At 75.8% G+C, this 11,849-nt stretch carries 13 protein-coding genes; 8 read left to right on the top strand and 5 right to left on the bottom strand.

What is annotated here, in order from left to right:
* Positions 1 to 915, top strand: a 915-nt coding sequence (locus HGCM_RS02140; RefSeq protein WP_019135246.1) for a hypothetical protein, incomplete at its 5' end; no start/stop codon positions are given.
* Between the two features lie 18 nt (positions 916 to 933).
* Here the strand turns inward: HGCM_RS02140 and HGCM_RS02135 are convergent.
* Positions 934 to 1,404 carry a tRNA (cytidine(34)-2'-O)-methyltransferase gene (locus tag HGCM_RS02135; protein WP_019135245.1) on the bottom strand — a complete coding sequence of 157 codons (471 nt, stop codon included), beginning with the start codon at positions 1,402 to 1,404 and terminating at the stop codon, positions 934 to 936.
* Between the two features lie 99 nt (positions 1,405 to 1,503).
* Between HGCM_RS02135 and mgrA the strand changes: the two genes are divergently transcribed.
* Entirely contained in the window at positions 1,504 to 2,547 is a 1,044-nt protein-coding gene (mgrA, locus tag HGCM_RS02130; RefSeq protein ID WP_040399289.1) for an L-glyceraldehyde 3-phosphate reductase, read from the top strand.
* 6 nt (positions 2,548 to 2,553) lie between these two features.
* Positions 2,554 to 3,591, top strand: coding sequence for a GNAT family N-acetyltransferase (locus tag HGCM_RS02125; RefSeq protein WP_019135243.1), 1,038 nt, complete (start codon positions 2,554 to 2,556; stop codon positions 3,589 to 3,591).
* A 12-nt stretch (positions 3,592 to 3,603) separates the two neighbouring features.
* On the opposite strand, the gene recQ is transcribed toward HGCM_RS02125, so the two are convergent.
* A complete protein-coding gene (gene recQ, locus HGCM_RS02120) occupies positions 3,604 to 5,679 on the bottom strand; it encodes a DNA helicase RecQ (RefSeq protein WP_019135242.1) in 2,076 nt (691 codons plus the stop codon).
* Positions 5,680 to 5,775: 96 nt separating this feature from the next.
* On the opposite strand from recQ, the gene HGCM_RS02115 reads away from it, so the two are divergent.
* The 4 genes from HGCM_RS02115 (at position 5,776) to HGCM_RS02100 (ending at position 8,546) form a co-directional block, all read left to right on the top strand.
* Positions 5,776 to 6,558, top strand: coding sequence for an SDR family NAD(P)-dependent oxidoreductase (locus HGCM_RS02115; RefSeq protein ID WP_019135241.1), 783 nt, complete (start codon positions 5,776 to 5,778; stop codon positions 6,556 to 6,558).
* A gap of 60 nt (positions 6,559 to 6,618) precedes the next feature.
* Positions 6,619 to 7,191 (top strand): orotate phosphoribosyltransferase, encoded by a 573-nt coding sequence (pyrE, locus tag HGCM_RS02110; RefSeq protein WP_019135240.1) that lies wholly within the window; start codon positions 6,619 to 6,621, stop codon positions 7,189 to 7,191.
* Positions 7,191 to 7,883, top strand: a complete 693-nt coding sequence (locus tag HGCM_RS02105) for a type III secretion system chaperone family protein (RefSeq protein WP_147572572.1) — start codon at positions 7,191 to 7,193, stop codon at positions 7,881 to 7,883. The genes pyrE and HGCM_RS02105 overlap by 1 nt, the downstream gene beginning before the upstream one ends.
* Before the next feature lie 93 nt (positions 7,884 to 7,976).
* Positions 7,977 to 8,546, top strand: coding sequence for a LemA family protein (locus HGCM_RS02100; protein ID WP_019135238.1), 570 nt, complete (start codon positions 7,977 to 7,979; stop codon positions 8,544 to 8,546).
* A gap of 68 nt (positions 8,547 to 8,614) precedes the next feature.
* On the opposite strand, the gene HGCM_RS02095 is transcribed toward HGCM_RS02100, so the two are convergent.
* Genes HGCM_RS02095 through HGCM_RS16460 form a run of 3 tightly spaced genes read right to left on the bottom strand, consistent with a single transcriptional unit; the run spans position 8,615 to position 11,089 of the window.
* A complete protein-coding gene (locus HGCM_RS02095) occupies positions 8,615 to 9,457 on the bottom strand; it encodes a YwiC-like family protein (RefSeq protein WP_081596349.1) in 843 nt (280 codons plus the stop codon).
* Between the two features lie 52 nt (positions 9,458 to 9,509).
* Positions 9,510 to 10,283, bottom strand: a complete 774-nt coding sequence (locus HGCM_RS02090; RefSeq protein ID WP_019135236.1) for an HAD-IIA family hydrolase — start codon at positions 10,281 to 10,283, stop codon at positions 9,510 to 9,512.
* On the bottom strand, positions 10,280 to 11,089 hold the full coding sequence (locus HGCM_RS16460; protein ID WP_019135235.1) for a VTT domain-containing protein: 810 nt from the start codon (positions 11,087 to 11,089) through the stop codon (positions 10,280 to 10,282). Before HGCM_RS16460 ends, HGCM_RS02090 begins: the two co-directional genes overlap by 4 nt.
* A 138-nt stretch (positions 11,090 to 11,227) precedes the next feature.
* Between HGCM_RS16460 and HGCM_RS16455 the strand changes: the two genes are divergently transcribed.
* Positions 11,228 to 11,849: SDR family oxidoreductase (locus tag HGCM_RS16455; RefSeq protein ID WP_019135234.1), on the top strand; the 622-nt coding region annotated here is incomplete at its 3' end.

Raw genomic sequence — 11,849 nt, 5'->3', positions numbered from 1 at the left:
GGGCGCGTGACCGGCACGGGGCGGGCGGGCGCGGCGGGCGTCGCGGCGGCGCTGCTGCTCGTCCTGGCAGCCTGCGGCCCCGGGGGGCGCTCGCCGGGCCCGAGCCCGACCCCCACGCCGCTGCCGTCCGCCGTCGCGGGCGCGGTGGGCGTGGAGATCTACCAGGCGCGGCTGGACTGGGTCCGGCGCGTCGTCTCCCTGCGCGTGCACAACGGCTCCGACGAGCGCCTCGCCGTCGCGGCGGCCCGGCTCACGGTGCCGGGCTTCGCGGGCCGGGCGACGAGCGAGCGGTCACGACGCGTGCCGGCCGGGCTCAGCGGCGACGTGAAGGTGCCGCTCGGGTCCCCGGTGTGCGACGGCGGCGCCCCGCCCGCGGACCGGACGACGACCGCGCCCGACGGCACGGTCGCCGAGCTCGAGCTCGCGGACGAGGCCGGGCGCACCGCGGTGGTCCGTCTCGCGGTGGAGGACCCGACCGGCAACCTCGCCCGCATCCACGCGGAGGACTGCGCCGCCGCGCTCGTCGCCACCGGGGCGACGCTGAGCCTCGACCGCGCGCTCCGGACGGAGCAGGTCGGCGACGAGCTGCAGGCCACCGTGCGCGTCCACGTCGAGCCGGTGCCCGGCGGGCCGCGGGTGCAGGTGCACGCGGTCGACCGGACGATCCTGTTCGCCCCGCCGGACCAGGGGCCGTCGTGGCCCGCCGGCGTGACCGACGGCGTCGTCGACCTGCGCGGCGTGGCGACCCGCTGCGACCCGCACGCCGTGGCGGAGGACAAGCGCGGCACGTTCTTCGGGGTGCACGCGAGCGTCGACGGCGTGGAGCAGCACGTCTTCTACCTGACGTCGCCGCCGGCGCTGCAGGGCGCGATCTACGCGTTCGTCGCCGACGCGTGCGGCTGGCCCGACGACTGATCGCCCGGCTCGCTGCCGTCAGACGCCGCCCGGGAAGCCGAGGGAGCGCCAGGCCTCGTACGTGGCGACCGCGGCGGCGTTGGAGAGGTTCATCGACCGGCGCCCGGGGAGCATCGGGATGCGCAGCTCGGCGGTGAGGCGCGGGTGCGCCAGCACCTCGGGCGGCAGGCCCGTCGGCTCGGGACCGAACAGCAGCACGTCGCCGTCGCGGTACCCGGCCTCGACCTGGTCGAACCGGGTCGACGCGCGGGTGGTGAAGGCCAGCACGCGGGAGCCGGGCAGCGCGGCGAGGAGGGCCTCGAGGTCCGGGTGCACGACGACGTGCGCGAGGTCGTGGTAGTCCAGGCCGGCGCGGCGCAGGCGGGCCTCGGACAGGTCGAACCCGAGCGGCTCGACGAGGTGCAGGGTGGCGCCCGTGCCGGCGGCCATGCGGATCGCGTTCCCCGTGTTGCCGGGGATACGGGGCTCGAAGAACGCGACGTGCAGCACGCGCCGATCCTGCCACCGCGTCGCCGGCCCCCCGGTCCGGCCGGCCGCCGAGGGCGCGCGGGCAGCGGGCCGTCGGCACGGACGACTAGCGTGGCGCTCATGCCGATCGCCCCGCTGTACCGCGCCGCCGACGACCGCTACGACTCGATGACCTACCGGCGCACGGGCCGCAGCGGGCTCGACCTGCCGGCGCTGTCGCTGGGGCTGTGGCACAACTTCGGCGACACGACGCCGTTCGACGTCCAGCGCGCCGTGCTGCGCCGGGCGTTCGACCTCGGCGTGACCCACTTCGACCTCGCGAACAACTACGGGCCGCCGTACGGCTCCGCGGAGGAGAACTTCGGCCGGCACCTCGCCAAGGACCTGCGCCCGTACCGCGACGAGCTCGTCATCTCCTCGAAGGCCGGCTACGACATGTGGCCCGGCCCCTACGGCGACGGCGGCTCGCGCAAGTACCTGCTCGCGTCGCTCGACCAGTCGCTGCGGCGCACGGGCCTCGACTACGTCGACGTCTTCTACTCCCACCGGTTCGACCCGAGCACGCCGCTCGAGGAGACGATGGGAGCACTGCACACCGCGGTGACCAGCGGCAAGGCGCTGTACGTCGGCATCTCGAACTACTCGCCCCGGCACACCCGCGAGGCGCACCGCATCCTCGCGGAGCTCGGCACGCCGCTGCTCCTGCACCAGCCCAGCTACTCGATGTTCAACCGGCACGTCGAGCGCGTGGGCGAGGGGCAGAGCGAGACGCTGCTCGACGTGGTCGGCGACCTCGGCGTCGGCACCGTCGTCTTCTCCCCGCTGCAGCAAGGGCTGCTGACCGACCGGTACCTCTCCGGCGAGGTGCCGGAGGGTTCCCGTGCGTCGCTCGGCCGGTTCCTCACGCCCGACGCCATCTCGCCGACCTACCTCGAACGCGCCCGCGCGCTGAACGAGGTCGCGGCGGGCCGCGGCCAGAGCCTCGCGCAGCTCGCCCTCTCCTGGGTGCTGCGCGACGAGCGCGTCACGTCGGCGCTCGTCGGTGCCTCGTCGGTCGCGCAGCTCGAGGCGAACGTCGCGGCGCTCGCCGCCGGCCCGCTGACCGACGCGGAGATCGCGGCGATCGAGCCGCACGCGGTCGACGGCACGCACCGCGGCTCCTGAGCGCCGGTGGCGACGCCCGACTTCGTCCTCGCCCTGCGGGCGCGGATCGGCACGGACCCGCTCTGGCTGAGCGGCGTCACCGCCGTCGTCCTGCGGGGCGAGGGCGACGAGCGCGAGGTGCTGCTCGTGCGACGCGCCGACAACGGCGCCTGGACGCCGGTCACCGGGATCATCGACCCGGGGGAGGACCCGGCCGACGCGGCCGTCCGCGAGACGCTCGAGGAGGCCGCGGTCCACGCGGTGGCCGAGCGGGTCGCGCTCGTCCGGGCGCTGCCGCCCACGACGTACGGGAACGGGGACCGCTCGCAGTACCTGGACCTCGTCCTGCGCCTGCGGTACGTCTCGGGCGAGCCGTTCCCGGCCGACGGGGAGAACACCGACGCGCGGTGGTTCCGGCTCGGCGCGCTGCCGGACCTCTCGCCGAGCATGCGGGAGCGGATCGGCGCCGCGGCCTCCGACGAGGTCGCGGCGCGGTTCGTCGCCGGCGGGGAGGTCGTCGTCCCCGTGGCCCGTCCCGGTGCGTCCGTCGCCCGGCCGGCGCCGGGCCGCTCGGGCGCTCCGGTGCGCGTCCGCCGGGCGGGGGTCGAGGACGCCGCGGCGCTGACCCGGCTGCGGCGCGGGATGCTCGACGCGATGGGGGTCCCCGGGCTCGACGACGAGCGGTGGCAGGCCGACTGCACGGCGTGGTTCCGCGACCGGCTGGCACGGCCGGGCGCGCTCGTCGCGTGCGTCGTCGACGGCCCGCTCCCTGACGGGTCCACAGGACCGGTCGCCTGCGCGGTCGGCGACCTGCAGGAGCACGCGCCCGAGCCGTGGAACCCGTCGGGCCTGCGGGGGCACGTGTTCAACGTCAGCACCGAGCCGTCGGCCCGCCGGCGCGGCTACGCCCGCGCGTGCGTCGAGGCGGTGATGGCGTGGTTCCTCGACGAGACGACGGTGACCCGCGTCGGGCTCGCCGCGACCGAGGACGGCCGCGGCATGTACGAGGCACTCGGGTTCGCCGAGCCCCACGGGCACGAGCTGGTCTGGCGCATCGAGCGCTGACGGCGCCGGCGGTCAGACGTCGAGCGGGCCGCCCGCGCTCGCGTCCCCGGACAGGGCGGCGAGCAGCCCCTCGCCGTAGCGGTCGAGCTTCGCGGCGCCCACGCCGGTGACCGTGCCGAGCGCGGCGAGGTCCGCCGGCCGGCGCGCGGCGATCTCGCGCAGCGTCGCGTCGTGGAAGACGACGTAGGCGGGCACGCCCTGCTCCTTCGCGGCCGCCGCCCGCCAGGCCCGCAGCCGCTCGAACACCTCGACGTCCTCGGCGGGCACGTCGGCGGCCGCCGCCGAGCGCCGCCGGTCGCCGCCACCGCGCCGGGCGGCGCGGGCGGTCTCGCGGCGCAGGCGCACCTCGCGCTCGCCGCGCAGCACGTCGCCGGAGGCCGGGGCGAGCTGCAGGGTGCCGTAGCCGTCCGTGTCGACGCCCAGCAGCTCGGCCGCGAGCAGCTGGCGGACGACGCCGCGCCAGTCGCCGTCCGACAGGTCGGCGCCGATCCCGAACGTCGAGAGCTCGTCGTGCCCGAGCTGGCGCACGCGCGGCGTCTGCTTGCCGCGCAGCACGTCCACCACGTGCCCGACGCCGTAGCGCTGCCCTCGCTGCTCGAGCCGCACGACCGTCGAGAGCAGCTTCTGCGCCGCGACGGTGCCGTCCCACGACTCGGGCGGTGCCAGGCAGGTGTCGCAGTTGCCGCACGGCTCGGCGGGCTGGCCGAAGTAGGCGAGCAGCTGCACCCGCCGGCAGCCCACCGTCTCGCAGAGGGCGAGCATCGCGTCGAGGTGCTGCGTGAGGCGCCGGCGGTGCGCCGCGTCGCCCTCGGAGGAGTCGATGAGCCGGCGCTGCTGCACCACGTCGGCCAGCCCGTACGCGAGCCACGCCGTCGACGGCAGCCCGTCGCGGCCCGCGCGCCCCGTCTCCTGGTAGTACCCCTCGACCGACTTCGGCAGGTCGAGGTGCGCCACGAACCGGACGTCGGGCTTGTCGATGCCCATGCCGAACGCGATCGTCGCGACCATGACGACGCCGTCCTCGCGCAGGAACCGCGCCTGGTTCCGCGCCCGCACCTGGCGGTCGAGCCCCGCGTGGTAGGGCAGCGCGGGGATGCCCTGGGCGCTGAGGAACTCGGCCGTCTGCTCCACCGACGCGCGCGAGAGGCAGTAGACGATGCCCGCGTCGCCGGGGTGTTCGGCCCGCAGCAGCTCGAGCAGCTGGGCCCGCGGGTTGTCCTTGGGGACGATGCGGTACTGGATGTTCGGCCGGTCGAAGCTAGCGACGAACTGCCGGGCACCGGTCAGCTGCAGGCGCTCGGCGATCTCCTGGCGCGTCGCGTCGGTGGCGGTGGCGGTGAGCGCGATGCGCGGCACGTCCGGCCAGCGCTCGTGCAGGACGGACAGCGCCAGGTAGTCGGGCCGGAAGTCGTGGCCCCACTGCGACACGCAGTGCGCCTCGTCGATCGCGAACAGCGCGATCCGTCCCTGGTCGAGCAGCGCGGCCGTCTCCGGCACCCGCAGCCGCTCCGGCGCGAGGTAGAGCAGGTCGAGCTCGCCGGCGAGGTAGGCCTGCTCGACCGCGCGGCGCTCGTGCGGCGCCTGCGTCGAGTTGAGGAACCCGGCGCGCACGCCCACGGCCGACAGCGCGTCGACCTGGTCCTGCATGAGCGCGATCAGCGGCGAGACGACGATGCCGGTGCCGGGCCGCACGAGCGCGGGCACCTGGTAGCACAGCGACTTGCCGCCGCCCGTGGGCATGAGGACGAGCGCGTCGCCGCCGGCGACGACGGTCTCGACGATCGCGGCCTGCTCGCCGCGGAAGGCGTCGTAGCCCCAGACGCGCTGCAGCACCTCGAGCGGGTCGGGGCGCTCCTCGTCGTCGGCGACCGCCCGGCCGTGCGCCCGCGACGAGGGGACCACGGGGCCCGCTGCGCGTCCGCGTGCCGCGGCCGCCCGCTCCTCGCCGACCGACCGCGCGAGAGGGGACGAGGCGTGCGCCAGCCCCTCCTCCTCCGGCGCCGGCCCCCAGGGGTCGGACGGCTCCTCGTCGGACGGCTCGGCGAACACGAGGTCCGCGTACGGGTCGGTCGACGAGGTCTCGGGCACCCGCCCACCCTACGAGCCGCCCCCGACGCCCGTGCGCGCCTGTGGACGTGCGCGTCCCGCGGGCCGCACCCCGACCCGGGACCGTAGGGTTGCGGCATGGGGACCGCACTCGTCACCGGCGCCAGCGCCGGCCTCGGCCTGGAGTTCGCCTGGCAGCTCGCCACCGCCCGCCACGACCTCGTGCTGGTGGCCCGCGACGAGGAGCGCCTGCAGCGCCTGGCGGCCCAGCTGGAGGCCGCCGCCGGGGTCCGCGCCGAGGTGCTGGCGGCCGACCTCGCCGACCGTGCGCAGGTCGAGCGCGTCGCCGAGCGGCTGCGCCAGCAGGAGCGCCCCGTGGGCCTGCTCGTCAACAACGCCGGCCTCGGCCTGAACCAGCGCTTCGTCGGCGGCGACCTCGAGCGCGAGGAGGCGGCGCTCGACGTCATGGTCCGCGCGGTGCTCGTGCTCTCGCACGCCGCCGCCGGCTCGATGGCCGAGCGCGGGCGCGGCGCGATCCTCAACGTGGCCTCGGTGGCGGCCCTGCTGGCCTCCGGCACCTACTCCGCCCACAAGGCATGGGTGCGCTCGTTCACCGAGGGGCTCGCCGTCGAGCTCAAGGGCACCGGCGTGACCGCGACCGTCCTGTGCCCGGGGTTCACGCACACCGAGTTCCACGAGCGCGGCCGCATCGACGTCAGCGCCTACCCCGAGGTCGCCTGGCTCAACGCCGAGGACGTCGTGGCCACCGCGCTCGCGGACGTCCGCCGCGGTGCCGTCATCTCCACGCCGAGCCTGCGCTACCGCACGCTCTCCGCGGTCGCGCGCCTGGCCCCCCGCTCCGCCGTGCGCGCCGTCGGCCGCTACCGCAAGGCCCTCGAGCACGACGACGAGGTCGGCTGACCCGCGCGCTCAAGGCGAGACGGCCCCGGGGACGGCACCGGCGCCGGTAGCCTGGCCGCCGTGACCGCTCTGAGCCCCAGCCCTCGCCAGCAGCTCGTCGACCTGGTGAAGGAGCTCGCCGTCGTGCACGGCCGGGTGACGCTCGCCTCCGGGCGGGAGGCCGACTACTACGTGGACATGCGGCGCGCGACGCTCCACCACCGCGCCTCGCCGCTCATCGGCCACCAGCTCCTCGACGCGCTGGAGGAGGCCGGCCTCGGCCCGGCCGAGGTCGACGCGGTCGGTGGCCTCACGCTCGGCGCCGACCCCGTCGCGACGGCGCTCCTGCACGCCGCCGCGTCGCGCGGCCTGGACCTCGACGCGTTCGTGGTCCGCAAGGAGGCCAAGGCGCACGGGCTGCAGCGCCGCATCGAGGGCCCGGACGTGGCCGGACGCCGGGTGGTCGTCGTCGAGGACACCTCGACGACGGGCGGCTCGGCGATCACGGCCGTCGAGGCGGTGCGCGAGGCGGGCGGCCAGGTCGCCGGCGTGGCCGTCGTGGTCGACCGCGCCACCGGCGCGCGCGAGCGGATCGAGGAGCTGGGGGTGCCCTACGTGGCCCTCCTCGGCCTCGCGGACCTCGGCCTGGCCTGATGCTCGCCCCCGGGGACGGCGCAGGCGTGCTCGTCCTCGTCGTGCCCGTGCTGCTGTTCGGCGGCGCGCTCGCGCTCGGCATCGTGCTGCACCGCCGTCGGGTGGAGGCGATGCGGCGGTGGGCCGCCGCGACGGGGTGGACGTACGTCGGCTCGGACGCCTCGCTCGTGCGGCGCTGGCACGGGCAGCCGTTCGGGCAGGGGCACGCGCAGCGGGCCTCCGACGTGCTCGTCGGGACCTTCGAGGGCGCCCGCGCGCTGTCGTTCGCGTACGCGTGGACCACGGGCAGCGGCAAGAACCAGACCACCCACACCGCGCACGTCGTCGCCCTCGGGCTGCCGACCGCCCTGCCGTGGGTGGAGGTCACCCCGCAGGGCCTCGGCGCGCGCATCGCGAAGGCGTTCGGCGCGCAGGACATCGACTTCGAGCTCCAGGAGTTCAACGACGCCTTCCGCGTCGCGAGCGGCGACGCCCGGGTGGCGCACGCGATCATCCATCCCCGGCACATGGAGGCGCTGCTCGCGCGCCCGCGGCTGCCGTGGCGCATCGAGGGGGCGGACGTGCTCACCTGGCGGCTCGGCGGCACCGACCTCGCCGCCATCCACCCCGCGCTCGTCGCGCTGCGCGACGTCCGGGACGCGGTGCCGCGGCACGTCTGGCAGGACCACGGCTGGGACCCGGTGGCCCGCTGACGTGCGGGGCGATCGGGCGACGCCGGGTGCGCCGCCTCCCGCCCGCGGGGGCCACGTCGTTACGATCGGTGCACCTACCGAAAGGGGTCTGCCGTGACCGGCGGAGTCATCGCGCTGATCGTCGTCGGCGCTCTCGTCCTGATCGTCCTCCTGTGGGCCGTCGCCCAGTACAACGGGTTCGTCCGGCTGCGGAACCTCGTGCAGGAGGCGTGGCGGCAGATCGACGTCGAGCTGCACCGGCGCCACGACCTCATCCCGAACCTGGTCGAGACCGTCAAGGGCTACGCGGCGCACGAGCGCGGCGTGTTCGACGAGGTCACCCAGGCCCGCGCGGCCGCCGCGGCCCCGGGCGCGACCCCCGCGCAGCAGGCGCAGCAGGAGAACGCGCTGTCGCAGGCGCTGGGCCGGCTGTTCGCCGTCGCCGAGAACTACCCGGTGCTGCGTGCGAGCGAGAACTTCCAGCAGCTGCAGGCGGAGCTCACGAACACCGAGGACCGCATCGCCGCCGGCCGCCGGTTCTACAACGCCAACGTGCGGCAGCTGAACACGAAGGTGGAGTCCTTCCCGTCGAACGTCATCGCGGGAATGTTCCACTTCGAGCGGGCCGAGTACTTCGAGGTCGAGGACCCGCAGGTGCGCCAGGCGCCGACGGTCCAGTTCTGACCGCAGCAGCATCGCGACGGCCGGTCCCCCTGCGGGGGCCGGCCGTCGCCGTGCGTCGGGGCGGCCGCCTAGATTGACGCGGCGACGACGAGCGCGACGAGCGTGACGACGAGGGTCGCAGCCACCTCGCCGAGCCCGATCGAGCGCGCGCTCGGCCAGGGCCGGCGGCGGGGCACGAGGACGGCGCGCAGCAGCAGCCCCACGGCGGTGGCCGGCAGCGCCGGCGACGCGCCGAGCGGCAGCGCGACCGCCGCCGCGAGGGCGGCGACCACGAGCAGCGCGTGGAACAGCACGGAGACGAGCAGCACGGTCGGGTCGCCGCGCTCGCGCAGCAGCGTCTTGACGTACGGCACCGTGCCCAGGAAGTACGCGCCGAGCACGGCGGTCGCGGCGCGGACGGCGGGGTCGCCCGCGCCCGGCAGGCCCGCCCAGGGCAGCGCCGCAGCCACGGCGGTGGGTGTGCCGTGGGCGCCGAGCCCGGCGGCGACGACGGTCATGAGCGTCGCCGCGCCGACCGTCACCGCGTCGTTGAGCCACGACCGGTCCGCGCGCCGCTGCGAGCACACCAGGCTCGTCGCGAGCAGGACGGCGTAGACCGGCCCCCACCGCAGCAGGGCCGGCGCGGAGGCGAGCAGGGCGCCGCCCACGACCAGGAGCGCGACCGCGTACGCCCGCACCGGCGGGAGGTAGCGGGGCCGGCGCGAGGCGCGCAGCCAGAGCCCCGTCGCGTGGAACGCGAGGTAGGCGAGCAGCCACGCGACGAGCAGCAGGGCGTGCCGCCACGTCGGCCCGCCGACCAGGGCACCGACGAGGACGGGCACGACCAGCATCGCCCAGGCGCCGTGCTCCTTCGGCACCCAGCCGGGCCCGGGCCGCCGCCTCCGGGTCGAGGGTCGCGTCGTGGTGCTCACGGCCGCAGGATCGCCGGGTGCCCGCCGCGGCGGGCCAGGACGAACGTCCCGGTCAGACCCGCTCGACGAGGTCGGCGATCGACGGCAGCACCTCGGTCGGCCGGAACGGGAACCGCTGGACCTGGTCCGCGCGCGTGGATCCGGTGAGGACCAGGAACGTGCGCAGGCCCGCCTCGATCCCGGCGACGACGTCGGTGTCCATGCGGTCGCCGACCATCGCGGTGAGCTCGGAGTGGGCGTCGATCCGGTTGAGCGCCGAGCGGATCATCATCGGGTTGGGCTTGCCCACGAAGTACGGCGAGCGCCCGGTGGCGGAGCGGATGAGCGCCGCGACCGCGCCCGTGGCCGGCAGGTCGCCCTCCGCGGACGGGCCCGTGACGTCGGGGTTCGTCGCGATGAAGCGGGCGCCGCCCTGGATGAGCCGGATCGCCTGCGTGATCGCCTCGAAGGAGTACGTGCGCGTCTCGCCGAGCACGACGAAGTCCGGACGGGTGGCGGTCAGGGTGTACCCGGCCTCGTACAGCGCGGTCGTGAGCCCGGCCTCGCCGATGACGTACGCCGAGCCGTTCGGCATCTGGTCCGAGAGGAACTGCGCCGTCGCCAGCGCCGACGTCCACAGGTGCTCCTCGCCGACGTCGATGCCGGAGGCCCGCAGGCGGGCGGCCAGGTCGCGGGGCGTGAAGATCGAGTTGTTCGTCAGGACGAGGTAGGGCCGGCCCTTCGCCTGCAGCGCGCCGATGAACTCGGCGGCGCCGGGCAGCGCGTCGCCCTCGTGGACGAGCACGCCGTCCATGTCGGACAGCCAGGCGGTGATCTCGCGGGTCATCGCGGGCCTCCCTCGTGCAGCGGGGCGTCGCCGGCCGGCGGCTCGCCGAACACGCGGCGCTCCACGGCCTCGCGCTCGTGCGGCTCGTCGTAGCGCTCGTCCCGCTCGTCGCTGCCGGGGGCGGGCGCCTCGCCGCGCCGCGCCGCGCGCCGGGCACGCCAGATCTCCAGGAGCATCGGCAGCACCGAGATGAGGACGATGAGCACGAGCAGCGGCTCGATGTTGTTCTTGACGAACGGGATGTTGCCCAGCGCGTAGCCGAGCCACGTCACCCCGACGGCCCACAGCAGCGCGCCGAGCAGGTTGTAGCCGACGAAGTGCCGGTAGCGCATGTTGCCGACGCCGGCAGCGACCGGCGCGTACGTCCGCACGATCGGGACGAAGCGCGCCACGACGATCGTCCGGCCGCCGTACCGGTCGAAGTAGGCGTAGGTCTGGTCGATGTACGCCTTCTTGAAGAACCGCGAGTCCGGCTTGTTGAACACCTTCGGGCCGAGGGTGCGGCCGATGAGGAAGGCCGTCTGGTCGCCCAGGAACGCCGCCGCGAACAGCAGCAGGCTGAGCACCCAGATGTTGATGTGCACCGGGAACTGGTCCTGCGCGACGAGCGCGCCCGCGGTGAACAGCAGCGAGTCGCCCGGCAGGATCGGGAACAGCAGGCCCGTCTCGATGAAGATGACGGCGACGATCCCGATGACCACGGCGGTCCCGAAGGTCGAGATCAGGTAGTCGGGGTCGAGGAAGTCGGGGCCGAGCGCGGGCAGCGCACCGGCCGCGGGGAGGGCCGCGAGAGCGGTCGTCAGCATGGCGTCCAGCCTACGGGTGCGGGTGCACCCACCTCAGGGCGCCGGTGTGCGGATGCTGTGCGGACGGGCCGGCGGTCTGTGGCGCGTCGCACACCGCGGTGCCCGGCGCGGCGGCCGCGCGGCGACGACGATGGAGGGATGAGCGGCATCGTGGTCGTCGGTGGGACCGGTCAGGCGGGGCGCGCGCTGGTGCAGGCCGCCGTCGCGCAGGGGCACGACGTCCGGGTCGTCTCGCGGCACCCGGCCGCGGGCCAGGAGGGCGTGCGGTCCCTGCGCGCGGACGTGCTCGCGCCGGACGACGGCCCGCTGCGCGCCGCGTTCGAGGGCGCGGACGTCGTCGTCGACACCCTCAACCACCAGGGCCGCGACGCCGCCCGCGTCCTGACGACCGCGGCGCAGGCGGTCGCCCGCACCGCGCTCGCCGCCGGCGTCGGCCACGTCGTGGTGCTGTCGATCGCGCACGTCGACCGGGCGCCCGGCTTCGCGTACTACCGCGCGAAGGTGGCGCAGGAGGACGTCTACGGCGCCGCAGCCGTCCCGTCGACCGTGGTCCGTGCGACGCAGTTCCACCCGTTCCTGGAGGATCTGCTGTTCGGGGCGCCGACCCGGCGCGGGGCGTGGTCGCGGCTCGGGCTGGTCCCGTACCCGCGCGGCGGCCGCCTGCAGCCGATCGACCTGACCGACGTCGCGCGCGCCCTGCTGGAGGCCGCCGCCGGCCCGTCGGCGGCCTTCTCAGCGGGCGCCGCGGTCGAGGAGCGCG

This window comes from Cellulomonas massiliensis JC225, from assembly GCF_000312005.1.
Lineage (GTDB): Bacteria > Actinomycetota > Actinomycetes > Actinomycetales > Cellulomonadaceae > Cellulomonas > Cellulomonas massiliensis.
The sequence above is the reverse complement of the archived record's forward strand: the minus strand, read 5'-3'. Positions and strand labels throughout refer to the sequence as shown.

Coding starts and splice junctions, on each gene's coding strand:
- HGCM_RS02105 (WP_147572572.1), top strand. CDS start 7,191: ATGCTCGCCCCCGGGGACGGCGCAGGCGTGCTCGTCCTCGTCGTGCCC.
- HGCM_RS16460 (WP_019135235.1), bottom strand. CDS start 11,089: ATGCTGACGACCGCTCTCGCGGCCCTCCCCGCGGCCGGTGCGCTGCCC.
- HGCM_RS02090 (WP_019135236.1), bottom strand. CDS start 10,283: ATGACCCGCGAGATCACCGCCTGGCTGTCCGACATGGACGGCGTGCTC.
- HGCM_RS02115 (WP_019135241.1), top strand. CDS start 5,776: ATGGGGACCGCACTCGTCACCGGCGCCAGCGCCGGCCTCGGCCTGGAG.
- mgrA (WP_040399289.1), top strand. CDS start 1,504: ATGCCGATCGCCCCGCTGTACCGCGCCGCCGACGACCGCTACGACTCG.